Here is a 24,391-nt window from a genome sequence, read left to right on the forward strand (position 1 = left end):
AGACGGCACCGGGCATAATTAAGGGGTGAATGCACCCCGCGCCTGGCTCATCTGGACGATTGGCGTGTTCGCCTACCTCGTGGCGGTGGCCCAACGCACGTCCTTCGGTGTGGCGGGCTTGGAAGCCACTGAGCGGTTCCATGCCAGTGCTGCGGCCATCTCGTTTTTCACCGTGCTTCAGCTCCTGGTCTATGCAGGGCTGCAGATCCCGGTGGGCGTCCTCGTAGACAGATTTGGATCGCGGGCCATGATCGCCGGGGGAGCAGTACTGATGGGGCTTGGCCAGCTGCAGCTGGCATTCGCGGACAGTGTGCCCGGCGGTGTGCTGGGCCGCGTCCTGGTGGGGGCCGGCGACGCCATGACCTTCATCTCGGTCATCCGCCTCGTGCCACTGTGGTTCGCTCCGGCCAAAGTCCCTCTGGTCACCCAGCTCACCGGAATGTGCGGACAGTTGGGGCAGCTCTTCAGCGTAGTTCCGTTCGCTCTCCTGCTGCACAGCGCAGGGTGGACTCCAGCTTTCCTGACCCTGGCCGCCATGTCTGTGCTGGCAGTCGTGCTGGTTCTGGCCATGCTGCGGGACGCCCCTCCAGGGCATCCTCCCAAGGAGTCCGGCCAAGGCCTGAGAGCCACCGGGATCTCCCTGTCACGGGCGTGGAAGCAGCCAGGCACACGGCTGGGCTTGTGGAGCCACTTCACCGTCCAATTCAGCGGAAACCTCTTCGCCATGACCTGGGGCTACCCGTTCCTGCTCTCGGCCCAAGGCCTGGATGCCGGAACGGTTTCGGCCTTGATGGCCCTGTTCGTGGCTACCGCGATCATCGCCGGTCCTGGCTTTGGCCGTTTCGTCTCCAGGCACCCCATGCGGCGATCAGCGATGGTCCTCCTGATTACCTTGGCAACCACCCTGGCCTGGGCTGCGGTGCTCCTCTTGCCGGAGAGGGCTCCACTGTGGATGCTGGTGGTCCTGGTGGTGGTGCTGGCCGTTGGGGGTCCGGGGTCCATGATTGGTTTCGACTTTGCCCGGACCTTCAACCCCTCACACCGGATCGGTACGGCAACCGGAATAGTGAACGTCGGTGGCTTCATTGCTGCCTTGGTGGCGATCTATCTCATCGGCCTCGTGCTGGACCTGCTCAATGCCAGCGGCTTCTCGGGCGGCGATTTGTATGGTTTGGCGCCGTTCCGCATCGCCCTGAGCGTGCAGTTCCTGCTCCTTGGACTGGGGACGGTCCTCATCCTGGTCACGCGGCGCAAAGTCCGGCGGCAGATGGCTGCCCAGGGTATTCACGTGCAGCCACTGGTGGTTGCCTTGGCAAGGCAACGCCGCGAGCGGGTGGAACGACGACGCGCCGGGCGTTCCAATGCCACAAAGGACTGATGGCGGCGAGGGGATTCCACGACGCGGCAACTATGTGAGTGGCTTTTCCACATAGCCTCGGTTTGGCCTGTTTTCAGTCCCAGGGAGTGCGCAGGCTGGATGCATGACCACCAAACGAACCATGACCATCCACAGGCCCGAAGACATCCTCGGCTATATCCCCCATCTGCTCGGCTACTGGCCCGAAGAGAGCTTGGTGGCCATCACCATGCAAGGCAAGCTCCTGGGAGCCACGCTGCGGGTGGATCTGCCGGTCCGTCGCTCGCCCCGTGCGCTCGCCGGTTTCGCCGAACAGATCCGTCATTACCTGGTGGCGGACGAAGCCGCAAACGGCGTGGTGCTGGCGCTCTACTCCGATGCCGGCTGGGCCGATGGCACCGTAGTCCAGCAGTCGATGCCGCTGATCGAGGTCCTGCAGGCCTTCCTCGACGAAGCAGACCTGACGGTGCGGGACGCGTGGCTGATCGGCAGCAATTACTGGCGCAGTGCCTTCTGTACCGACGAAAGCTGCTGCCCTGATCCCGGGCTTCCGGTTGACCGCATCAAAGACAGCCAACTAAGTGCCGAGCTCGTGTACCAGGGGAGCGCTGTCGGTCCGGCGCCCAACACTGGGTTGCGCCAGCCCTCTACCGGCGCCGCGATCCCGCTTGATCCGTTAGTACTGGAAGCAGAATCCCGGTTTGAAGGGCAAATCCTTGGGATGTGGCGCAGTGAGCGTTCCCTGGAGTCCGTCCTTACGGTCTGGCACCACGTCCTCACCAGGGCTGAACATGGCGGTCCTTTGAAGGCCGCCACTGATGCGAAACTCATGGGATTCCTCAGGACCACACTGAAAGTGCCGGCATGGCGGGATGCGGTGGTGGTGATGGCTGCCGCAGGTATGAATTCCGCCAAATCCGGGGCCGGGGCTTTGGGTCTGTTCAGTGATGAAGACCCCCATGAGCAGGGGTTCGACGTAGGCGACCTTGGCCTTCCGGACGGGGAATCCATCCCGGCGGCCGCTGTGTTCCCTGGCGATGGTGAACCGGGGGACGTCTTCACTTATGGTGATGTCCTGCTGGGAATGCGCCCGGACAGGCCCTGCTGGAGCCGCGTTGATGCCTTGCACCAGGTTCTTGCCCGGCTGTGCGTGGACGGCGAATCCGGTGAGGTGGCCGCCGCAGCTTTCACGCTTCAGGGGTGGATATCGTGGTGCAAGGGCAGCGGTTCAATCGCCCACGCTTTCCTGGTCCGGGCTGAAGCTGCCTTCCCTGGGTATCGGCTGGCTGAACTGTTGATGGAAGTCCTGGGCCAGGGCACTGTTTGTCGTTGGGCCAGCCGGCCGGGCTCGGCATGGCGGGGACCCAGGCAGGCCCATGTCTAGGCGGTCCGGGCGGATGCGCTGGGAATTGAACAGGCGTGGGTTTGGCAAAACCGTGAGACAATGGATGCCGAGACCCGGTTGGGTCCGCGTTTGAATGCCTGCTTTGGCCCGGAAACGGGAACAAAACAGCGTTGTCGGGAGTTCTATCAACAGACTCTGCAGACCGCGATCGCATTTGAAATTGATCGCGGACTTGACAGGGTCATAGTGGTGTTGCCCGTATGGTGATTCCACAGACCGCCGCTAGAAAGGTTTTCTGTGACTCCGTCTTCCGTCGAGAAGGAACCCGCCGCCCAGGCCGAATTGACCGCTGATGAAAAGAAGGCGGCCACGTCGGCAAAGCGCGCGGCCACACGCGCTGCCAACAAGGCCTCAGAGGGTGACTCTGACAAGCCCGCTCCCAAGAAGCGTGGACCCAAGCCCGGCGCGAAGGCCGCCGCTGAGGCTGCGAACAAGTCCGGCTCCGACTCCGAGGAAGCCACTGCCGAGGATGAGGACTTTGATCCCGCGGCAGCGGAAGAAGTCGAAGTCGGTGAAGATGACGCCGAGGAAGGCGCAGTTGCCGCCAAGGACAAGCCGGCTCCTTCGGGCTCGGGTTTTGTCTACTCGGACGCTGACGACGACGACGCTCCGGTCCAGCAGGTCATGTCTGCAGGCGCAACCGCCGACCCCGTCAAGGACTACCTGAAGCAAATCGGCAAGGTCGCCCTGCTGAACGCTGAACAGGAAGTGGACCTCGCTCTTCGTATCGAAGCCGGCCTTTTTGCCGAGGAAAAGATCAACGCTGACGACGGATCCATGGATCCCAAGCTCAAGCGTGAACTCGAATTCGTCATCCACGATGGCAAGCGCGCCAAGAACCACCTGCTCGAGGCCAACCTGCGCCTCGTTGTTTCCTTGGCCAAGCGTTACACCGGTCGTGGCATGCTCTTCCTGGACCTGATCCAGGAAGGAAACCTCGGCCTTATCCGCGCGGTGGAGAAGTTCGACTACACCAAGGGCTTCAAGTTCTCCACGTATGCCACGTGGTGGATCCGCCAGGCGATCACCCGTGCAATGGCCGACCAAGCCCGCACCATCCGTATCCCGGTGCACATGGTGGAAGTCATCAACAAGCTGGCCCGTGTGCAGCGGCAAATGCTGCAGGACCTCGGCCGTGAACCAACGCCGGAAGAACTGGCGCTTGAGCTGGACATGACCCCTGAGAAGGTTGTCGAGGTCCAGAAATACGGACGCGAGCCCATTTCGCTCCACACTCCTCTGGGCGAGGATGGCGACTCCGAGTTCGGCGACCTGATTGAAGATTCAGAAGCCGTAGTTCCGGCGGACGCTGTCAGCTTCACCCTCCTGCAGGAGCAGCTCCACTCCGTGCTGGACACTCTGTCCGAGCGCGAAGCCGGAGTTGTGGCCATGCGCTTCGGTCTGACAGACGGCCAGCCGAAGACTTTAGACGAAATCGGCAAAGTCTACGGAGTGACGCGCGAGCGTATCCGCCAGATCGAATCGAAGACCATGTCCAAGCTGCGGCACCCGTCGCGCTCACAGGTCCTCCGGGACTACCTGGACTAAATTGGTCCGGACTCCAAAAAGCGGCCCCAGTCGGACATCCGGCTGGGGCCGCTTTTTGGTCGATCGCTTTTTGTATCAGCAACCCGGCCCATCAGCCCGTCATCCAGGATGGACCGGGAACGCAGGATGAGCACTGCGGCCTCTGGTGGGCATCCTGAGGGCCCGCGCTAAGACAACAAGGCCCCTCCCGGATGGGAGGAGCCTTGTTGTTTTGCTCAATGCAATACTCGGTGAAGAGGGGAGGCCGGCTGTGCGGTCTGCCCTGCTTAGTCGACGGGGACGGGTGCCTTCTCGTTGAGGCGCTCGGTCTCATCGTGCCAGTCCGAAGTCATGGGCCGGAGCGTAGCTTCAACTGCACGTGCGTGGTGGCCGCAGAAAAGCAGCTCACCCCCGGAGGACTCGAGTACAACGCGGACATATGCTTGGGCTCCGCAACGATCGCACCGGTCAGCTGCGTTTAGCGTGCGGTCTGCAACTGCTGTTGTCATGTCGGCCTCCTTAGTAGTTCTGTACATCCATATAACCAGCATTCGACGCAGATCCATGGCAAGGATGGGTCACTTTCGCTGTCCGCGTATCACATGTGCGTAACGTAACCTTGCAGCTTGGGTCGAACCGGGAGTGGCATCCGCTGACAACGGGCGGTCCGGACTACCCTAGTATGGGCAGTGTTTGCCTTGATTTGCCGTCAAAATGTCGGCTGCGAAGTTCCCCTGCTTTCACACTGCCTTCAGCAATGAATGCGCACCCTGGATACACCCTGAGATATACCCGAAGGAGCACACCGCGAGTGGCACCGAGTTCTGAATACAACGCCCGGCACCTGTCAGTCCTTGAGGGCTTGGAAGCCGTTCGCAAGCGCCCGGGCATGTATATCGGTTCCACCGACTCCCGCGGTCTCATGCACTGCCTGTGGGAGATCATCGACAACGCCGTTGATGAAGCGTTGGCGGGCTTCGGCCACGACATCAAAGTGATCCTCCATGCGGACAACTCGGTGGAAATCCATGACGACGGACGAGGCATCCCCGTGGATGTCGAACCCAAGACCGGCCTGTCCGGCGTCGAGGTGGTCTTCACCAAGTTGCACGCGGGCGGTAAGTTCGGTGGCGGGTCCTATACGGCATCCGGCGGTCTGCATGGGGTTGGCGCCTCGGTGGTCAACGCTTTGTCGAGCCGCCTTGACGTTCAGGTGGACAGGGGCAGCAAGACCTACCAAATGTCCTTCCGCAGAGGTGAGCCCGGCCGGTTCGTGGATTCCGGTTCCAAGCCTGGTCCCGACGCGCCCTTTGAGCCGTTCGTTGAAAACTCCGTGCTTGACGTGGTGGGCAAGGCCAAGCGCGGTGTGACAGGCACCCGCGTCCGCTACTGGGCGGACCGGCAGATTTTCACACCCGATGCGAAGTTCTCCTACGACGACCTCGCTGCGAGGGCGCGTCAGACCTCCTTCCTTGTGCCAGGGCTCAAGATCACGGTCCGCGATGAGCGCAAGCTCGCCGGAACTCCTGGCGAGAATGGTGCTCACGAGGAAGTGTTCCACCATGATGGCGGCATCTCGGAATTCGTCGAGTTCCTCGCTGCAGATTCCGGAGTGACAGATGTCTGGAGGCTCCATGGCTCCGGAAAATTCAAGGAGACTGTCCCCGTGCTCGATGAGAACGGGCATAGCAAGATCGCCGAAGTCGAACGCGATTGCGAGGTGGACATCGCCCTGCGCTGGGGTATCGGCTACGAGACCACTATGCGCAGCTTCGTCAACATCATCGCCACGCCCAAGGGCGGCACGCACCAGTCAGGCTTCGAAGCGGCCCTGCTGAAGACCTTCCGCAAGGCCGTGGAAACGAATGCCCGCAAGCTCAAAGCCGGCAACGACAAGATCGAGAAGGATGACATCCTCGCCGGGCTCACGGCTGTCCTGACCGTCCGTTTGGCGGAGCCGCAATTCGAAGGCCAGACGAAAGAGATCCTGGGCACGTCTGCGGTACGGGCCATTGTTGCCAAGGTGGTGGAGAAGGAGATCACCGGCCGGTTGAATTCGGCCAACCGCAACGACAAGGCCCAGTCGGCTCTCCTGCTGGAGAAGATGGTCAGCGAGATGAAGTCACGCATCTCGGCGAGGGTCCACAAGGAAACGCAGCGACGCAAGAATGCGTTGGAAACCTCCTCAATGCCCACCAAGCTGGCAGATTGCCGCACCGATGATGTAGCCCGTTCTGAGTTGTTCATTGTGGAGGGTGACTCTGCTTTGGGGACAGCGAAACTCGCCAGGTCGTCGGATTTCCAGGCCTTGTTGCCTATTCGGGGCAAAATCCTGAACGTCCAAAAGGCTTCTGTAGGTGACATGCTCTCGAACGCCGAGTGCGCGGCCCTGATTCAGGTAGTTGGGGCAGGTTCTGGCCGCAGTTTCGATATTGAGGCAGCCCGCTACGGCAAAGTCATCCTCATGACCGATGCCGACGTAGACGGTGCCCATATCCGGACCCTGTTGCTCACACTGTTTTTCCGTTACATGCGCCCCATGGTGGAAGAGGGACGTGTCTTTGCCGCGGTTCCGCCGCTGCACCGTGTGGAAGTAATCAACCCTGGCCAGAAGGCCAACGAGATGATCTATACCTACTCGGAGGCGGAACTCCACGTTCTCCTTGCCAAACTCGCCAAGGAAGGCAAGCGCTACAAGGAGCCTATCCAGCGCTACAAGGGCCTGGGTGAAATGGATGCGCAGCAACTGGCTGAGACCACCATGGACCCGCGGCACCGGACGCTGCGGAAGGTTGGCATTGAGAGTGCCCAGCGCGCGGAAGAGGTTTTTGACCTTCTGATGGGCTCAGATGTGGCCCCGCGTAAGGAGTTCATCATTGCAGGTGCCGCCACACTGGACCGGGAGCGCATCGACGCTTAGTCTGCGCAGGGCGGAGCCATCGTTTCATTGGCTCCGGCTCCGGGCGCCGCGAATGCCGTGAGTCCCACCAGCAGGGCCAAGGTTCCCAATCCCCAGGGGAGCCCGGCTGTTACAGCGATTCCGCCCACCAGCAAGGGGCCGCCGGCGTCACCGAGTTCCCGACCCAGCTCGGCCGAGCCCATGGTGCGGCCCAACCGTTCGGAGGGGGTCGAATCGGCCAGGTGTGCAAATGCCAAGGGGGTGGCGACGCCTATTCCTGCGCCGATCAGGACGGCGGCACAATAGATCCAGGCCGCTCCGGGGAGGAGCCCTGCCATCAGCGTGCCCCCGGCAATGAAGAGAAGGCCTGACACCATGCCTGGCTTGTCGCCGAGCCGGCCTTGGTCCCGCAGCTTTCCAATGCGTGGTTGGATCAGCGAGGACGCCAGTGCCAGTACCGTCACCACTGCCACACTGCCCGCTGTACCAAGGCCCGCGCGCGCCGCCAGGGCGGGTAGGAAGCCGACGGCGGCACCGAGGGCTCCGGTGGCTGCGGCCAGGACCAGCGTAGGGCCAAGGAATGATCGCTCTGTGCTCTGACGCCATACGTCCACGATGGTGTAGCGGGGGCGGGGCAAGGGGGCCAGGTGGGGGACTCTTGCCGCAGCCCAAACGGCAACAACAAGGCCAAGAACCGAAAGGACCGCGAACAGGAGCGTGAAGCCTCCGCTGATGATGGCAACAGCCCCAATCAGTGGCCCCGCCGCGTACCCGAGCCCCTTCCACGAACCATAGCGTCCGAAATAGCGTCCCGTGCTTTTTCCGGAGAGGCGGGCCACGCCTGCAGAGGAGGCCGGGGAGAAAGCCGACGCGGCCATGCCTTGGCCCAGTCGGGCCGCGGCCAGCAAGGCAGGCTCATCCGCCCACAAACCGAGCAGTGACGCAGCGGAAAATGCCAACAGCCCGCCCACAATCACGGGTTTTGGTCCGATGCGGTCACTCAAGGCTCCGAACACCGGCTTCAGGAATACCTCGGCTATGTCGTAGAGGGCCAGGAGGAACCCCAAGGTCAGCAGGCTCAGGCCGATGTCCGCGCTTTCGGCCCCCAGCCCCGCTGCGACAGCGTGGGCGCCGAAGGCGGTGGTGAATCCTGCCGCGTAGAGGGGCCAGCGTTGTGCGGCATGCGCGGGCACAGGGGTCACTTCAGCGGGTTTCACGCTTCACAATGTAACAGGTGCTACATTCGTTGGTGTGATTGAAGAGCGATGGTTACTGATCCTGGTCCAGGTTCCTTCGCAGCCCTCCCGTCACAGGGTGGCGGTTTGGCGGGAACTGCGGCGCATGGGAGCCGTTCCCTTGTCTCCGGGAACGTGGCTGCTCCCTGCCCATCCGGCCTTTTCCGAGGGGCTCAAGAAGGCTGAGGCGCTGGTTGCCAAGGGTGATGGATCCTGGACATTGGTTGACGCATCTCCGCGCGAGAGCGGCGCAGCGACGTTCCGCAGCGCCTTCGAGGCAGCCCGGCTCGAGGAATGGGCGGAGTTCGCTGCCGATTGTGGGAAGTTCGAGCAGGAGATCGCCAAGGAGATTTCCCTGGGCAAGTTCACGTTTGCCGAGCTCGAAGAAGAGGAGCAGAGCTTGGAACGGCTGCGGCGATGGTACAGGGAATTGAAGTCGCGTGATGTCCTGCATTTGGCTCAAGCAGGCGAAGCGGCGTCCCTTGTGGCCCGATGCGTGGAAGCCCTGGAAGGCTATGCAGCCATGGTGTACGACGCCACGCTCGCCGAGTAATCGTCCAACCGGTGCGGCCTGTCCTTTCCAAACGCAGTCCAAACCCAGTCCAAACGCAGTCCAAACGCAGTCCAAACCCGGTCCAAGCGCAGTCCAAGCCCAGCAAGTCCCGTTAGCGCAGCCAGTGCAGCCAAGTTGCCCGACCCGGACAAGCCCGGCAATTCCGCCTAGCCCAGCAGCCCTGGAACAATCAACAGGGCCGTAGGCACCGCCAGCAACATGGCCGATGCCACCAAAACAAGGATGCGCAGGCCCTTGGTGAGAGGCGGCTGTGGCGAGAGTAAGCGGCTGACGCGTGACGCCGTCGTGCGCGGTGAGTCGGCGCCGCCTGTGGCGCTGACGGTGTTGCTCTCCACCACGGCGCCGCCGGCATTGAGTGACCCGGTTCCGATGGCAGGTTGGGATGTTCCGCTGGCGACGATTGCGATGGCCTTGATCAGGGTGCCCTTGCTTTCGGTCCGCAGTGCGACGTCGTCGGCCAGCATCTCGATCAGGGAGTTAACCGCCGTCTGGGCCAGTCGCGTGGTGGGGAACCAGGGCAGCGCCTGCCGCCAGGCAGCGAAAGCCCACAGTAAGAGGTCATGGCGCTGCGACAGATGCGCATTCTCGTGAATGAGTACGGCCCTGAGCTCGGCCGGCTCCAAGGCTGCCATCAGTCCGTCGGAAAGTACCGTGACGGACCGGGCGCCGCCGGGCAGGCAGTAGGCCACGGGGGAGTCGTGGTTGATGACCACCGTTCCCGGGCCATCGTCTGATGGTGAGGCAAGCAGGGCCAGCAGTTCGCGGTGCCGCCGCCGTTGGCGCTCGATCTTGTAGTACGTCAGCAGCAGGGTGAAGACCAGGTGCGCAGTCAACAATGCCGCCGCGGACAGGGCGAAAAGGTGCCAAAAACCCAAGGCTGTTGTGGGTTCGTTGTTGAAGACCATCCCAGCCAGGCTCTTGAGTCCGGCAATGAGGTTATCGCCGATCGGCTCCAGGCCGTAGACCAGCATGGCGCCGATCATGGACAGCCCACCGGCAAGGGCGATTGCCTGCCAAAGGACCATGGCCGTAAACGGTGAGCGTGCCGGCCACTGGGCGTGGGAGAGCAACACCGGAACCGGCCATGCCAAAATCAATGCCAGGACCGCAAGCAGGTATGAGGTCCAGAACATAGTGGCTAATTGTAGCCGAGCAGTTTGCGCAGGGTAGCGGCTTCGCTTTCGGTGACGGAACCAATGAAGCGGGCCAGGACGGCCTCGCGGTCAGGAGCGGATCCCAGGACCTCATGCATGAGTTCGGCGGTGTGGTCCGCGCGGCTGGAAACGGCTTGGTAGCGGTGCGGTCGCGTACCGCGTTCACGCTCCACCAGGCCCTTCTTTTCCAGGCGTGAGAGGACCGTGAGGACCGTGGTTACGGCCAGGTCCTTGCCTTGGTGTCCCGCAGTGCCGTCGCCGGCCTCGGAGTCCTGCGCCAAAAGATCGCGCAGGGTATTGGCAGTTGCAGCCTCCTGGCCTGCCCAGAGCAGATCCATCACTGCCCGTTCCAGTTCCCCAAGACTTGCCATGTATACGTCCCTACCTTCCGCTTCCCGGTGCAGGGTTACTGCCGCCGGGAGCGATGATCCAACATTCCACCATAAATCTACAGCTTTTCAGCTCTTCATTCTACGTGAGGTAGAACTATCGGCGCGCCGCGTTCCACCCGGAACCCTTGCGCGTGCGTAACGCCACTTGAAGAATGGGTTTCGTCGCCTGCCATTTGTTCTACACTGTGTAGAAGACAAGTTTTCTACGAATCGTAGAAGTCACGTCATCGTACTTCGGTCCACCGCACAAAGGACAGCCATGGACGCCTTGGAAATCGCACGCTGGCAATTCGGTATCACTACCGTCTACCACTTCATGATGGTGCCCCTCACCATTGGCCTGGGCCTGGTGGTGGCCATCATGCAGACCATCTGGTACCGCACGGGCAAGCCCGAATACCTGCGGATGACCAAGTTCTGGGGAAAGCTCTTCCTCATCAACTTCATCATGGGCGTGGCTACGGGCATCGTGCAGGAATTCCAGTTCGGTATGGCCTGGAGTGAGTACAGCCGGTTTGTCGGTGACGTATTTGGCGCACCGCTGGCCCTGGAGGCGCTGCTGGCGTTCTTTGTGGAATCGACGTTCCTGGGTTTGTGGATCTTCGGATGGAAGCAACTCAAACGCGGCGTTCACCTGGCCTGCCTGTGGATTGCGGTGATCGGTTCCGTCTTCTCCGCCTACTTCATCATTGTGGCCAACTCCTGGATGCAGCACCCCGTGGGAGTGGAGATGGTGGACGGGCGGCCCGTCATGACCGATGCCTGGGCGGTCTTCACCAATAACACAGCCCTCGTGGCCGTACCGCACACTCTGTTCGGTGCTCTGGCCGTTGCAGGAGCATTCCTCCTGGGGATCGCGTGGTACCACCTGTGGCGCCGGCGGCATGATGGCATCGACGTCGTGGGCAAGGACGGCAAACTGGTTCCCGGGGAAGCAGCGATCCCCGGCCGGGACAAGTCCGATTACAGCGTGTGGATGAAGAGCCTGCGGATCGGTGCCGTAGTTGCCATGATCTCTTTTGCAGGGACCGCCATCACCGGCGACCTGCAGGGCAAGCTGATGTTCGAGCAGCAGCCCATGAAAATGGCTGCAGCAGAGGCCGCCTGCCACGACGGCACTGGCTTCTCGGTCCTGAGCGTCGGCAACCTTGGCGCCTCCAACTGCGATGACATTGTTGCCGTTATCGAAGTACCCGGCATCCTGTCCTTCCTGGCCAAGGGGGACTTCACCACCGAGGTAAAGGGCGTCAACAGCCTGCTGGGCGAGTACAAGGAAAAGTACGGAACCCACCTCCCGGACAACCCGCTGTACGGCGACCGTGCAGGCCAGGAAATCCAATACGTGCCCGTCATGGAAGTGACCTACTGGGGCTTCCGCATGATGATCGGCTTCGGCGGGATCGCTGCCTTCGCCGCCTTGCTGGCACTCTGGGTGACCCGTAAGGGCGTGGTGCCGCAATCCAAGTGGCTGATGCGCCTTGCTGTGTTCGGCATCCTTGCACCTTTTGGCGCGAACGCAGCCGGCTGGATCTTCACGGAGATGGGCAGGCAGCCGTTCGTGGTGGCGCCAAACCCGGATATGAACGGCATCGACCAAGTGTTCATGTTTACTGCTGCTGCGGTGTCCCCGGGAGTAAGTGCCGGTGAGATCCTGACGTCCCTTGTGGTCCTCACTGCCATCTACGCCGTGTTGCTGGTGGTGGAAGTGAAGCTGTTGGTCAAATACATCCGCGGCGGTGTGGCCTCGGCCATGCCGGAGCTGGCACACCCGGCCCGGGACCAGAACGATGATGACAGGGACCATAAAAACGACAAGCACGACGCCGGTCCCGGCAACTCCGGCGACGACGTCCTGGCATTCGCGTACTAGGAACAGGGGAAACTGAGAATGGAACTCTTGCCAACCATCTGGTTTGTGGCCATCGCGGTGCTGTGGACGGGTTACCTCTTCCTGGAGGGCTTTGACCTCGGCGTCGGCATGCTCATGAAGATTTTCGCCCGCAACAACACGGACCGCCGCGTACTGCTCAACACCATCGGCCCTGTATGGGACGGCAATGAGGTGTGGCTGCTCACTGCCGCCGGTGCCACCTTCGCTGCCTTTCCGTTGTGGTACGCCTCGTTGTTCTCAGCGCTGTACTTGCCGCTCCTGGCAGTCCTGGCCGCGTTGATCTTCCGTGCTGTGGCTTTCGAATACCGCGGCAAGGTGGACTCGGAGCGGTGGCGCAACCGCTGGGACTGGGCGATCGGGATCGGTTCTTTTGTTGCTGCCTTTGGGATCGGCGCAGCACTGGCCCTTACCACCACCGGATTGCCCTTGAACGCCAACGGCGACCGCAGCGGTGGGCCGATGTCCTGGTTCAGCGGCTACGCGCTGCTGGGCGGTTTCGGTGTGGTGGCGTTCGCCCTGGTTCACGCCCTCGCCTTCCTGGCCCTCAAGACCGACGGCGACGTCCGGCACCGGGCCCGCAGCTGGTTTGTCAGGTTGGTGCCGTTCGCGGTGTTGCCAATGTTCGGATGGATGGTCTCGGTACAGTTCCTCAGCGGCAAGCCGTGGACCTGGGCCCTGGTGGCAGCCGGAGTGGCGGCCGTAGTCCTGGCCTGGACGCTGGCCCGTGCAGGGGCAGAAGGACGCGCCTTCGCGGCCCTCGGTGGGTTCATCGTCTGCGCCACAGCGTCGATCTTCGGGGCAGCCTTCCCCGTGGTCATTCCCTCCACGCTGGATCCGGCCTTCAACCTGACCATTTCCAACGCCTCCTCCTCGGACTACACCCTGGGCCTGATGAGCATCGTCGCAGCCGTGGGGCTTCCGTTGGTGATCGCGTACCAGTCCTGGACCTACTGGGTGTTCCGCCGGCGTGTCAGCGCCGCACACATCCCTGAAGCGCACGGTTTCCTGCCGGCGATTGCGGCCAAGGTCCTGATTTCCAAGGACAGCCAACCAGCCACTGGCACCAAGGGAGAATAGCCACCCCATGAAACCCGTGTTCCCCACCGGTCCGGCCACCCGCTCCGCGCTGTACACCATAGGGCTCCTGTCCGCACTCAAAGCGCTGTCCCTGGTGCTCATGGCGCAGGCCGTGGCAGGGATGCTGGCAGGCCTGGCATCCGGAACGGGAGACTGGAGCGGCGGACTTGCCTGGGGCGCAGCGGGAGCAATCCTGAGGTCGCTCACGGTCTGGGGGCAAGGCGTAGCCTCCCGGCGGGCCGCCCTTGGCGTCAAGGAGGAATTGCGGGCTCAGTTGCTCAGGCGCTCGCTGTCCGAGGGCGGGTCGCCGCGCGTGGAAGGAATGAACGACGGCGGTCTGGCAATCCTGGCAACGCGGGGCCTGGATGCGCTGGACGACTACTACACCCAGTACCTTCCGGCGTTGGTCAACTGCGCGACGGTGCCGCTGTTGATCGGTGCACGGATCCTCTTCGCCGATTGGGTCAGTGCCGTGGTGATCGTTCTGACTGTTCCCCTGGTGCCGTTGTTCATGGTCCTGATTGGCCGGCATACCGAGGACAGCGTCCGGGATGCCCAGACCACCTTGCGGAAACTCTCCGGCCACATCCTTGAACTGGCCAAAGGCCTGCCTGTCCTGGTGGGCCTGGGCCGCGCGAGTGAACAGCGCGCGGCCCTGGAAGATATCTCCGAGCAGTACCGGAGCCGGACCATGGGAACCCTCCGGACAGCCTTCCTCTCAGCGTTGGCGCTTGAGCTTATTGCCTCCATTTCGGTGGCCGTCGTCGCTGTGTTCATCGGCGTCAGGCTCGTAGGTGGGGACATGGCGCTGGAGGCCGGCCTTTTGGCCCTCATCCTGGCCCCCGACTGCTATCTTCCGTTGCGGGAACTGGGTACTGCCCACCACGCCAGCGACGACGGCCGCGCCGCATTGGAAACCACCAACGCCGTGCTGGCTGCGCCCGCGCACCAAACCCTCTCCGCGCCTGGCGTGCCAGCCGGCACTTCTTCGGGCGTAGTGGTGGAGCGCCTGTCGGTGACCTACGCAGGACGGTCCGCTGCCGCCGTCGGGCCCCTGAGCTTTACTGCCCCGCAGGGCAGCATTACGGCCCTCGACGGCGACAGCGGCGCCGGGAAGAGCACTGTCCTGGCCGTCCTGGCAGGATTGATCGGTCCCGGTCCCGGCGCCACGGTGACCGGGACAGTCTCGGGAGTCGGCACAGGGGCTGTGGCATGGGTGCCCCAACACCCCGTCATGGCAGCACACACCGTCCAGGAAGAGCTGTCCTTGTATCTGGACGGATACCAAGGCGATGTTGCCCAAGCAGCGACCCGAATCCTGTCCGAGGCCAAGGCTGCCCACCTGGCGCCGAAAAACCCGGCCGAGCTCAGTCCAGGCGAGCTGCGCCGCGTTGCGCTTGCCCGGGGATTGGCACGAGTGGAGACGGGCGCCACGCTCCTGCTCCTGGATGAGCCCACCGCCCACCTTGACCCCTATTCAGCCAACGTAGTCCGCAACGCCATCGAGGCGCTGCGAGGCAGCGTCACAGTCATCCTGGTGGCCCACGACTCCGCCACCCGTGCGCTCGCGGACCATGTGGTGCCCGTAGGCGCCAAGCGCTTCCAGGACGCACCGCTGCTTCCATCAGGGAATTCCGGAAACACCATTGATGCCGCCGCCGGCGGGAACAGCACAGTAGCCGATGCCCTGGCACGTCCCGCCCAGTCTTCCAGCGCACGCTCCGGAAGCCTGAAACGGCTGGCGGGGGTCCTGAAACCAGTGCAGTGGAAATTTGCCGCTGCCGGCACCGTGGCCGTCCTGGCGGCCCTGTTCGCCGTGGCATTGTCAGGACTGTCCGGATGGCTGATCATCAGGGCCAGCGAGCAACCGCCCATCCTTTATCTGCTCGGCGCGATTGTGGGCGTCAGGTTTTTCGGGATCGGCAGGGCAGTGCTGCGCTACTGTGAGAGGCTTCTGACGCACGACGCCGTCTTCGCCGCGATGACACGCCTGCGCGGGGTGCTGTGGGAGACGCTGAGCCGCAGGGCGCTGACCCTGCGGCGCTTGCTCCAGGGCGGCAACGTGCTTGGCGCAATCGTCGATGACGTCGATACCCTCCGGGACCTCCTGCCGCGTGTTGCGCTTCCACCGGTCACAGCAGTAGGTGTGGGAGCGGCGGCCATCATTGGCACGGCAATCGTTCTGCCTCCCGCGCTGCCGGCTGTGGTGCTGGCATCAATCGTGGGACTTGTCCTCGCGCCGCTTCTTGCCGTCCTGGCTGACAGGAATGCCGCAAAGGCCGGTCAGCACATGCGCTCGGTAGTTCTCCACGGTGTAGCCGCAGCCCTGGACGCCCGGGCAGAACTGACGGCCAACGCAGTAGCCGGGCCGGTGCTGAAGGACCTGCGCAGCAAAGACCGCGCAGCCACCCGATCCGCGCAACGCTCGGCGTGGGCCGAAGGCCTCGGCCAATCCGTGGTGGTGCTGGCCTGCTCACTGGCTGCCTTGTGGGCAGGAGCCCTCAGCGCTCCTTCGGTGGCCAGCGGCGCCGTTCCCCCCGAACTTGTGGCCGTGATTGTCCTGATGCAGCTTGCCCTGGTGGATGCTTTCGGCGGCATCGTTTCCGCGGTACGCCAGGCTCCAGCGCTCGCGTCCGTCCTGGGCCGGGTTGCCGCTTCCGGGGCGTTGGACGTTCCGGCCACTGCCGGTGATGGCGGTTCAGCCCTCAACGGCCCACGCCCTCTTCCGGACCGCGATGGGAAAGCCGGGCTTGAGCTGACGGACGCTTCGGCCGGCTGGCCCGGGGGACCGGATGCCTTCACCGGGATCACCGCCGCTGCCGAACCCGGCCGCTGGCTTGCCGTGACTGGACCCTCGGGTGCGGGAAAGACGACGTTGTTGTCCGTGCTGCTGGGTTTCCTGCCCCTGAGCGGGGGATCAGCGAAGCTGACGGGCACAGCGGCCTGGTGCCCCCAGGAAGCCCACCTCTTCGACTCCACCATCCGCGGCAACCTCTTGCTGGGACGACCCGCCGCGGCAAAGCCCAGCGAGGCGGAGATGCAAAAGGCGCTGGCCGACGTCGGACTTGATTCAGTGGTCCAGGCCCTGCCCGGTGGGCTCGATGCCCGCATCGGTCCAGGCGGCTCGTTCCTCAGCGGTGGCGAGCGGCAGCGGCTTGCCATGGCCAGGACCCTTCTGACCGGAGCCTCGGTATTGCTGCTGGATGAGCCCACCGCACATCTTGATGCCGGTTCGGCGCGGGAAATGATGGCCATCCTTCGCCGGGGACTGACGGAGGTGACTGTAGTGCTGGTAACGCACAATCCCGAGGACATCGATCCCGGGGATACGCGGCTGGAACTGCCCGCGGCCGGCCAGGCTCCGCCGCAGGAAACGTGGGGACCCAGCGCTGGCGCACCTGGCACGGGCGCGGCGGAACTGGTCCAAAAGCAGGTCCATCAGTAGCCTGTTGGCATGCCTTTCAACGCCGCAAGCCCTGCCATGCCCGACGCCGACGTAACTGGCCTGCAGTGGCGGCCCGCCACCGAAGGGGATCTGGATAACTGGGCGGGCCTGATAGCCCGGACGGCCGCCGTCGAACATCCTGTCTGGTACGAGAAACGCGGGGATCTTGCCCATGTCCTTGAATCCAGGAAGAACCCGCCGGAGACGAGCACCCTCCTGGGGCTGGACACCGACGGCACAGCCCGGGCTTATGGCCGTATATCCAAGAACCCGGAGGGAGACAAGGCCACCGGAATGGCCTGTGTTGATCCGGAGTGGCAGGAACGCGGCATCGGCTCCGCGGTTCTGGTGTGGCAGGAAGGGCAGGTGCGCGGGCGGTTCGCCGACGATCAAGCAGCCGGGCATACCGCTGCACCGCCCCGCCTCCGTATCCAGACTGAGGAAAAGCACGAACACCAGGCCACCCTCCTGATGGGCCACGGTTACCGGGCCGTCCGTTGGTTCAATGAGATGCACCGTCCGTTGTCGCCGGGACAGCCGTCCGCAGACCTGCCGGTTGTTCCGCTGGGCGCGGGCCTGGAACTCAGGACCCTGGATCCGGTGTTCTTTGAGCCCGTGCGGCAGGCGCATAATGATGCCTTCAGGGACCATTGGGGAAGCGAACCCAGGGACGAAGAGTCGTGGCGCTTCACCATCGAGGAACCCACGGCACGGCACGACCTCAGCGCGGTAGTCCTGGATTCGGCAACCGGAGAGGTGGCCGGATACCAGCTGAGCAGTTTTGATGCCGCTTCCGCCGCCGACCGTGGTTTCACGGAAGGCTACACGGAGCTTCTGGGCGTACGTCGCGCCTACAGGGGCCGGGGGATAGCCCAGGCCCTGCTGGCGGATGCAATGCAGCGGTACACCGGGGCCGGGATGGAGGTGGCATCACTGGATGTGGATTCGGCCAACCCCACCGGGGCCCTGGAGCTCTACCTTCGCATGGGCTACGAGCCGGTGAACCGCAGCATGACGTGGGAGAAGATGCTCTAGCCCGTGCTAGCCGTCCACATCATGCAAATGGTGGACCACATCATGAAGGAAGTACTGGGAGAACGTCAGCACAGTAAAGGCTGACCCGTTGCTGCGGGTCCCTGTGCGTGGCCAGTCGTTCTCGGTGACCCGGGCGAAGGACTCGGCGATCTCCGTGCCCTCTGCCTCGATTTCGTCGGCCACCGTTCGCGGGTCCGCTGAACCGTACTCGCCGTCGATGGCAGCCTGGTCCTGGTCCCAATTGGCGAACCGGGCGTCATCTTCGGCCAGCATCAGGTTCAGCCGCTGGTCGAAGAGGCTGAACACATCGCGGACATGGCAGGCGTACTCCAGGTTGGACCATGTGTGATCGTCAGGTCGAACGGCTGCATCCCCACGCCGGAGGACAGCCCTCCACCGCGGAAGCATGTTCAGTACGGTGCCCGGCACGGTGGCAGGAGTCACCGTGGCGGGGTCGAAACCGCACTCGGGGCACGGCTGGGAGAGCACCCAGGTCCAGTCTTTTTCGTCAGGGATGATCGGCATGCCGCCAGTCTAAGCCGACACTCGCCACACCCCATCGAAGACCCTGAAATATGGTGTCGTTTTCGCATTACTTAGCGGCCCGCCCAAGAGTAAAGTTCGTTCCGGGGGGAGAGCCGGAAAGAGAAAAACATGCTCAAGGATCAGCAAGTTGGTGCCGTCCTACCGGCACAGGACATAGCCCGGGCCCGCGCGTACTACAGCGAAAAACTCGGACTGGAACCCGAGAATCCGGCCGATGGCGACAACCTCCAATACAGGTGCGGCGATTCCACCGGATTCATGGTGTACCAAACGTCCAACGCAGGGACTGCCAAAAACACCCAGATGGGCTGGAACGTCAGCGACCTGAGGGCAACGGTGCAGGAGCTGCGCGGCAAGGGAGTTCAGTTCGAAGACTACGACTTCCCTGGACTGAAGACAGAAGACGGCATTGCCACAATGCCTGACGGCAGCGCCGCCGCATGGTTCCTCGACAGCGAGGGAAACATACTCAGTGTCAACCAAACCGGCTAGCCCGCGTGGCCGCGAGGCCATGGCACAACAAAGGCCGGGGCGTCGCGCCCCGGCCTTTGCTGTGCTGTCCTTTGCTGTTCAAGCTGGCCTATGAGGCGGATTCGTCCCAAGCCATGCTGGGTCCGATGGCCTCCACGGGCTGTGACAGGGGCACCCCTGAACCGTCCCGCCGGCCATGCTCGTGCGGGAGGGCACGGGCCACGCCGGCAGCTGAGGATGCTTTTGCCGGGCCATGTCCGGCCCAGGCCAGCAAAAGGGTGTCCTCACCCTTGAGGAAACGGTGGACCCGGACACCGCCGGTGGCGCGGCCCTTGATCGGATACTCCTCGAAAGCCGTAACCTTCGCAGTGCCCGGTGCCGTGCCCGGCAGGGCGCCGGTGGTTCCGGCAATAGTGACCACGACGGCGGCGGGGTCGTTGGCACGCACGGCACCGAAGTGGATCACGTCGTCGCCGGCGGCCAGTTTGATGCCTGCCATACCTCCGGCCGTGCGGCCCTGTGGGCGGACATTGGAGGCGCTGAACCGCAACAACTGCGCCTGGCGCGTGACGAAGACGAGATCGACGTCGTCCCCCTGCGCCGGTTCCACCGCGAGGACCGAATCCTTGTCCTTCAGGGCAATGATCTCCCAGTCCTCACGATTCAGCGGGTAGTCGGGCAGCACGCGCTTCACGACGCCTTGGACAGTGCCAATGGCGAGGACAGAATCCAGAGGGACAAACGCCACCAGGGTTTCGCCCTTGAGCAGGGTGATGAAGTCCTTCGCCGCGACGCCCCCGGCAAGGTTCGGCAGGCCCGACATCGGCGGGAGGACAGGCATGTCCATGACCTGGAGTCGCAGCATGCGGCCTTGGGAAGTCACCGCGCCGATCTCGCCGCGGGCAGTGGTCTTGACCACCGAACGGAAGACATCATGCTTGGCCCGCGGCCCGGCTTCGGCCAGTGGCTCCTGGTTGGAGGTCCTGGCGATCTGGCCGGAGACGCTGAGCAGGGCCCAGCAGGGGTCGTCCGGGATCTCCAGGGGCAGAGCCGCAGCTTTGCCCTTGGGCCCCGGGGTGGAAGCGGCGAGGGCAGCAGCAACGGTGGGGGAGACAGCTTCGGACTCAAGGAGTACGGTGCGCCGGGGTGTGCCGTACTTCTCAGCGACTACGGCCAACTCGCCGGAGACAAGATCGCGGAGCAGCTCATCGGAGGCAAGGATGGCCTCAAGTGCCTCGATTTCGCGGCGGAGCTCGTCCTGTTCCTTTTCGAGTTCAAGCCGGGAGTATTTGGTCAGCTGACGCAAGCGCAGTTCCAGGATGTAGTTGGCCTGGATCTCGGTGAGGTCGTAGATGGACATCAACCGCTCCCGCGCCGCGGAAGCCTCGTCGGAGGAACGAATGATCTGGATGACCTCGTCGATGTCGACGATGGCGATCAGCAGGCCCTCCACCAGGTGGAGGCGGTCCTTCTTTTTGCCCAGGCGGAAGGACGTACGACGGCGGACCACAGTCAGCCGGTGCTCGACGTACACCTGCAACAACTGCAGGAGGCCCAGCGTCTGCGGCTGGCCATCCACCAACGTGACGTTGTTGATGCCGAAGGAATCTTCCATGGGCGAGTAGCGGTAAAGCTGCTGGAGGACGGCGTTCGGGTTGAAACCGTTCTTGAGTTCGATGACCAGGCGCAGGCCGTGGTTGCGGTCCGTCAGGTCCACGACGTCGCTGATGCCGGTCAGCTTCTTGGCGTTGACGGCATCCTTGATCTTCTCGATCACCTTTTCCGGGCCCACCATGTAGGGCAGTTCAGTGACCACCAGGCCGGTCCGGCGGGCGGAGAGCTGTTCCACCTCAACCTTGGCGCGGGTCTTGAAGGAACCACGGCCCGTGGCGTAGGCGTCACGGATTCCGTCCAGCCCAACGATCCGGCCCCCTGTGGGAAGGTCGGGACCCGGGATGAACCTCATGATGTCATCCAGCGTGGCATCCGGGTTGGCAATCAGGTGGCGCGCGGCGGCGATGACCTCGACGAGGTTGTGGGGCGGCATGTTCGTAGCCATGCCCACCGCGATGCCCGTGGTGCCGTTGACCAGCAGGTTGGGGAAAGCTGCGGGGAGGACATCCGGCTGGGTCAGTTGGTTGTCGTAATTGGGGACGAAGTCCACGACGTCTTCGTCCAGGTGGTCCGTCATGGTCAGCGCGGCGGCCGCCAAGCGTGCCTCGGTGTACCGCGGTGCTGCCGGTCCGTCGTCGAGCGATCCGAAGTTTCCGTGGCCATCAATCAGCGGCAGTCTGAGGGAAAAGTCCTGCGCCATGCGCACCATGGCGTCGTAGATCGCGGTATCGCCGTGGGGGTGGAGCTTGCCCATGACTTCGCCCACCACGCGGGCGCTCTTGACGTGTCCGCGATCCGGGCGGAGTCCCATGTCGGACATCATGTACAGGATGCGGCGCTGTACGGGCTTCAGTCCGTCGCGGGCGTCCGGGAGCGCTCGCGAATAAATCACTGAGTAGGCGTACTCCAGGAAGGAGCCTTCCATCTCCGAAGTGACGTCGATGTCCACGATGTTCTCGGTGAAATCGCCGAGTGGCTCGGCTGTCCGTGCTGATTTTTGGCTGCGGGCCATGGCGTCGGTGAATCCTTGAAGTTGTACTGCGGATGTTTTAGCTAGGCTAAGCCTATGGTGGATCAGCCCGGCGTCGGCATTTATCCGGAATATTGGGAGGCTGATGTCGTCCTGCGCGACGGCGGCACCGCCCACCTGCGCCCTATCCGGCCCGAGGACGCCGATGCCTTGCAGGCTTTCCATGCCGGCCAGTCGCAGGCGTCGATCTACATGCGGTTCTTTTCCTTCAAGCCCCGGCTCTCCGGCAAGGAAGTGCGCCGGTTCACCGAGGTGGACCACATCAACCGGGTGGCCTTCGTCATCACCATCGGCGGCGAGATCATGGGAATTGGCCGGTACGACCGACTGGATGATCCTGACGAGGCCGAAGTCGCGTTCAATATCTCAGATGCCCACCAGGGCCGCGGGATCGGCTCGATCCTCCTTGAACACCTGGCGGTTGCCGCCCGCGAAAACGGCATCCGGCGCTTCACGGCCGAGGTCCTGCCGGACAACAGGAAGATGCTGATGGTCTTCGCCGATGCAGGCTACGACCTCACAAGGCAATTCGACGACGGCGTGGTGAGCGTCGAGTTCAACATCGACCCCACGGAGAAATCCCGGGCCGTGATGGAATCCCGTGAGCACCGCGCAGAGGCACGCAGCGTACGCGACCTGTTGTCGCCGTCGTCGGTGGCTGTTATTGGTGCCAGCCGCAAGTGGGGGACCGTTGGCTACCAACTGCTGGAACACATCATCGAAGGCGGGTTCAAGGGCCCGGTCTACGCCGTGAACCCCGAAGCTTTCGAACTGGCCGGCATGGTCTCCTTTGGAAAACTGTCCGAAATTCCGGGGCCCGTGCAGTTGGCGATCGTCGCCGTGCCATACGAGGAAGTCCCCAAGGTGGTGGATGAGTGCGCTGCTGCCGGAGTCAAGGGCATCGTGGTGGCAACTGCAGGATTTGCCGACGACGGCGAGCGGGGTTTGGTGCGCCAGCACGATCTCGTGCGCCGGGCCCGTGCCAACGGCATGCGGGTCATCGGCCCCGAGTCCCTGGGCATCCTGAACACCCACCCGGCCGTGTCGCTCAACGCCTCCATGGCCCCTGCCATGCCGCCCCGGGGCAGCCTGGGCTTGTTCAGCCAGTCTGCTGCGGTGGGTGTTGCCGTCTATGCCGCCGCAAGCCGCCGCAGGCTCGGGCTGTCCTCGTTCCTCTCCGCAGGAAACCGTGCCGACGTCTCGGGCAACGATGCCATGCAGTATTGGGAGGACGACGCCGATACCTCCGCGGTGGGCCTGTACCTGGAATCCATTGGCAATCCCCGTAAGTTCTCGCGCCTGGCCCGCCGGTTGTCGCGCAGCAAGCCCGTGATTGTCGCCAAATCCGATGTAACGGGCCTGAGCCTGCCGCCGGGACATGAAGTGCGGACCACCCAGGCCCCTTCAGCCGCAGTGGATGCCATGATGCGCCAGGCCGGCGTCATCCGGGTCGAAACCATTGAACAGCTCATGGACATTGCCCAGATCGTCTCATCCCAGGCTCTGCCACAAGGCCCCGGCGTGGCCGTCTATTCCAACTCGGTGGCCCTGGGCAAAGTGGTATCGGACAGTGCCGGTCCACTCGGGCTTGATGTGAGCCGCTTGGTCACCGACGTTGACCTCGATGCGGGAATGTCCGTTGCCCTGCCTGCACTCCGGGCCAGTCTTATGGAAAGCCTGGCCGATGACTCGGTTCACGCGGTGGTTGCGGCGCTTCTCCCGGCGCGGGGGCTTACAGCGGAGGCACTGGCCGGTGTCTTGGCAGAGTGCGCCGCGGAGGCCCGGAAACCTGTTGTTGCAGCCTTCACCGGCATCCTGGACCCGTCCGTGCACGTCGAAGGAATGGTGGGTTCGGCGGGAAAGCCCATGCTTCCGTGCTATTCGAATGCCGGCGCCGCGGTTGCTGCCCTGGCAGCCATTGTCGGCTATGCGCAATGGCGTGACCGGGACCAGGGCTTGTTTGTCGAACCGGAGGGCTGCGACGTTGAAGGCACCCGGGAAACGCTGACGGCAATGCTTGCCGGTGTTACCGGCGAAAAGATCAGGAAGCTCGACGCCGGTGCTGCCGCGGCACTGCTTGCCGGCTACGGAATCGACGTCGTTCCCACGCTTGGATTCGGTACGCCCGACGAGGCCGTGCAGGCGGCCAACACCGTGGGATGGCCGGTTGTCCTGAAGACCACCGATCCCGCCTTGCGGCACCGGCTGGACCTCGGCGGCGTGCGCCTGGATATCCAGGACGCCGAATCGCTGCGGCAGAATGTTGCACAGATGCGGCGGGCCTTGGAACCGTACGGATCGCCTTCCCTCGAGGTCCAGGCCATGGCTCCGGTAGGACAGGCCTGCACTTTCCGGGCCATGGAGGATCCCTTGCTGGGGCCCGTGCTCTCCTTTGGCCTGGCAGGTGACGCCGTGAACCTGCTGGACGATTGGGCCCACCGGGTACCGCCGTTATCGGCTGCGGACCTGCACGATGTCATCCGCTCGCCGCGTGCCTCCAGGAAACTCTTCGGCTACCAAGGGCTGCCGGCGGTGGATGTGGCTTCCTTGGAGGACATAGCTGCCCGGCTCGCCAAGCTCAAGGACGACCACCCGGGAATCGCGCTGGTGGAATTCAACCCCGTCCTTGCCGGCCCTTCGGGGGCCACGATCCTGGGCGCAGACGTCTGGATCGGCAACGCCGCGCAGCGAACTGACAGTGCCCGGCGCGCGATGCGAAGTTAGCCACAGGAGGGGACC

At 63.6% G+C, this 24,391-nt stretch carries 17 protein-coding genes; 11 read left to right on the forward strand and 6 right to left on the reverse strand.

The window, feature by feature from the left end; genetic code table 11:
- Nucleotides 1-25 precede the first annotated feature (25 nt).
- From LDN85_RS08855 to LDN85_RS08865, 3 genes are all read left to right on the forward strand, one after another.
- Entirely contained in the window at nt 26-1,378 is a 1,353-nt protein-coding gene (locus LDN85_RS08855; protein WP_026540289.1) for an MFS transporter, read from the forward strand.
- 103 nt (nt 1,379-1,481) lie between these two features.
- Nucleotides 1,482-2,741 (forward strand): DUF4192 domain-containing protein, encoded by a 1,260-nt coding sequence (locus LDN85_RS08860; RefSeq protein WP_223945152.1) that lies wholly within the window; start codon nt 1,482-1,484, stop codon nt 2,739-2,741.
- Between the two features lie 258 nt (nt 2,742-2,999).
- Nucleotides 3,000-4,310: an RNA polymerase sigma factor gene (locus LDN85_RS08865; protein ID WP_026540291.1), complete on the forward strand. Its 1,311-nt coding sequence runs from the start codon at nt 3,000-3,002 to the stop codon at nt 4,308-4,310.
- Nucleotides 4,311-4,576: 266 nt separating this feature from the next.
- On the opposite strand, the gene LDN85_RS08870 is transcribed toward LDN85_RS08865, so the two are convergent.
- A complete protein-coding gene (locus LDN85_RS08870) occupies nt 4,577-4,798 on the reverse strand; it encodes a hypothetical protein (RefSeq protein ID WP_018778705.1) in 222 nt (73 codons plus the stop codon).
- A 302-nt stretch (nt 4,799-5,100) separates the two neighbouring features.
- Between LDN85_RS08870 and LDN85_RS08875 the strand changes: the two genes are divergently transcribed.
- The gene (locus LDN85_RS08875) at nt 5,101-7,209 is read left to right on the forward strand and encodes a DNA topoisomerase IV subunit B (RefSeq protein WP_026540292.1); all 2,109 of its coding nucleotides are present in this window, start codon (nt 5,101-5,103) and stop codon (nt 7,207-7,209) included.
- Here LDN85_RS08875 and LDN85_RS08880 read toward each other — a convergent pair.
- Nucleotides 7,206-8,405: an MFS transporter gene (locus tag LDN85_RS08880; protein WP_223945153.1), complete on the reverse strand. Its 1,200-nt coding sequence runs from the start codon at nt 8,403-8,405 to the stop codon at nt 7,206-7,208. The genes LDN85_RS08875 and LDN85_RS08880 overlap by 4 nt on opposite strands.
- A 34-nt stretch (nt 8,406-8,439) precedes the next feature.
- Between LDN85_RS08880 and LDN85_RS08885 the strand changes: the two genes are divergently transcribed.
- A complete protein-coding gene (locus LDN85_RS08885) occupies nt 8,440-8,976 on the forward strand; it encodes a Chromate resistance protein ChrB (protein WP_223945154.1) in 537 nt (178 codons plus the stop codon).
- Nucleotides 8,977-9,143: 167 nt separating this feature from the next.
- On the opposite strand, the gene LDN85_RS08890 is transcribed toward LDN85_RS08885, so the two are convergent.
- Together LDN85_RS08890 and LDN85_RS08895 are read right to left on the reverse strand one after the other, a co-directional pair.
- A complete protein-coding gene (locus LDN85_RS08890) occupies nt 9,144-10,130 on the reverse strand; it encodes a M56 family metallopeptidase (protein ID WP_223945155.1) in 987 nt (328 codons plus the stop codon).
- A 5-nt stretch (nt 10,131-10,135) separates the two neighbouring features.
- On the reverse strand, nt 10,136-10,522 hold the full coding sequence (locus tag LDN85_RS08895; RefSeq protein ID WP_011774471.1) for a BlaI/MecI/CopY family transcriptional regulator: 387 nt from the start codon (nt 10,520-10,522) through the stop codon (nt 10,136-10,138).
- Between the two features lie 280 nt (nt 10,523-10,802).
- Here LDN85_RS08895 and LDN85_RS08900 point away from each other — a divergent pair, with 280 nt between their 5' ends.
- The 4 genes from LDN85_RS08900 to LDN85_RS08915 are packed head-to-tail and all read left to right on the forward strand — an operon-like array spanning nt 10,803 to nt 17,991.
- The gene (locus tag LDN85_RS08900) at nt 10,803-12,413 is read left to right on the forward strand and encodes a cytochrome ubiquinol oxidase subunit I (protein WP_026546580.1); all 1,611 of its coding nucleotides are present in this window, start codon (nt 10,803-10,805) and stop codon (nt 12,411-12,413) included.
- A gap of 18 nt (nt 12,414-12,431) precedes the next feature.
- Complete coding sequence (cydB, locus tag LDN85_RS08905) at nt 12,432-13,511, forward strand: cytochrome d ubiquinol oxidase subunit II (protein WP_223945156.1); 1,080 nt, start codon at nt 12,432-12,434, stop codon at nt 13,509-13,511.
- Between the two features lie 7 nt (nt 13,512-13,518).
- On the forward strand, nt 13,519-16,956 hold the full coding sequence (cydD, locus tag LDN85_RS08910) for a thiol reductant ABC exporter subunit CydD (protein ID WP_223945157.1): 3,438 nt from the start codon (nt 13,519-13,521) through the stop codon (nt 16,954-16,956).
- Nucleotides 16,957-16,965: 9 nt separating this feature from the next.
- Nucleotides 16,966-17,991, forward strand: a complete 1,026-nt coding sequence (locus tag LDN85_RS08915; protein ID WP_026540299.1) for a GNAT family N-acetyltransferase — start codon at nt 16,966-16,968, stop codon at nt 17,989-17,991.
- Between the two features lie 6 nt (nt 17,992-17,997).
- Here LDN85_RS08915 and LDN85_RS08920 read toward each other — a convergent pair whose 3' ends face one another.
- Nucleotides 17,998-18,516, reverse strand: coding sequence for a DinB family protein (locus tag LDN85_RS08920; protein ID WP_026546583.1), 519 nt, complete (start codon nt 18,514-18,516; stop codon nt 17,998-18,000).
- Between the two features lie 129 nt (nt 18,517-18,645).
- Between LDN85_RS08920 and LDN85_RS08925 the strand changes: the two genes are divergently transcribed.
- Nucleotides 18,646-19,029, forward strand: coding sequence for a VOC family protein (locus LDN85_RS08925; RefSeq protein ID WP_223945158.1), 384 nt, complete (start codon nt 18,646-18,648; stop codon nt 19,027-19,029).
- Between the two features lie 88 nt (nt 19,030-19,117).
- Here the strand turns inward: LDN85_RS08925 and LDN85_RS08930 are convergent, their stop codons facing one another.
- Nucleotides 19,118-21,634, reverse strand: coding sequence for a DNA topoisomerase IV subunit A (locus LDN85_RS08930; RefSeq protein ID WP_223945159.1), 2,517 nt, complete (start codon nt 21,632-21,634; stop codon nt 19,118-19,120).
- 54 nt (nt 21,635-21,688) lie between these two features.
- On the opposite strand from LDN85_RS08930, the gene LDN85_RS08935 reads away from it, so the two are divergent.
- Nucleotides 21,689-24,376, forward strand: a complete 2,688-nt coding sequence (locus LDN85_RS08935) for a bifunctional GNAT family N-acetyltransferase/acetate--CoA ligase family protein (RefSeq protein ID WP_223945160.1) — start codon at nt 21,689-21,691, stop codon at nt 24,374-24,376.
- Nucleotides 24,377-24,391 lie beyond the last annotated feature (15 nt).

The organism is Arthrobacter sp. StoSoilB20 (assembly GCF_019977295.1).
GTDB classification, from domain to species: domain Bacteria; phylum Actinomycetota; class Actinomycetes; order Actinomycetales; family Micrococcaceae; genus Arthrobacter; species Arthrobacter nicotinovorans_A.

Bases quoted from the DNA above. Each gene is read 5' to 3' on its own strand.
- LDN85_RS08860 (WP_223945152.1), top strand. From the start codon at position 1,482: ATGACCACCAAACGAACCATGACCATCCACAGGCCCGAAGACATCCTC.
- LDN85_RS08870 (WP_018778705.1), bottom strand. From the start codon at position 4,798: ATGACAACAGCAGTTGCAGACCGCACGCTAAACGCAGCTGACCGGTGC.
- LDN85_RS08890 (WP_223945155.1), bottom strand. From the start codon at position 10,130: ATGTTCTGGACCTCATACCTGCTTGCGGTCCTGGCATTGATTTTGGCA.
- LDN85_RS08895 (WP_011774471.1), bottom strand. From the start codon at position 10,522: ATGGCAAGTCTTGGGGAACTGGAACGGGCAGTGATGGATCTGCTCTGG.
- LDN85_RS08900 (WP_026546580.1), top strand. From the start codon at position 10,803: ATGGACGCCTTGGAAATCGCACGCTGGCAATTCGGTATCACTACCGTC.
- cydB (WP_223945156.1), top strand. From the start codon at position 12,432: ATGGAACTCTTGCCAACCATCTGGTTTGTGGCCATCGCGGTGCTGTGG.
- cydD (WP_223945157.1), top strand. From the start codon at position 13,519: ATGAAACCCGTGTTCCCCACCGGTCCGGCCACCCGCTCCGCGCTGTAC.
- LDN85_RS08915 (WP_026540299.1), top strand. From the start codon at position 16,966: ATGCCTTTCAACGCCGCAAGCCCTGCCATGCCCGACGCCGACGTAACT.
- LDN85_RS08920 (WP_026546583.1), bottom strand. From the start codon at position 18,516: ATGCCGATCATCCCTGACGAAAAAGACTGGACCTGGGTGCTCTCCCAG.
- LDN85_RS08925 (WP_223945158.1), top strand. From the start codon at position 18,646: ATGCTCAAGGATCAGCAAGTTGGTGCCGTCCTACCGGCACAGGACATA.
- LDN85_RS08930 (WP_223945159.1), bottom strand. From the start codon at position 21,634: ATGGCCCGCAGCCAAAAATCAGCACGGACAGCCGAGCCACTCGGCGAT.
- LDN85_RS08935 (WP_223945160.1), top strand. From the start codon at position 21,689: ATGGTGGATCAGCCCGGCGTCGGCATTTATCCGGAATATTGGGAGGCT.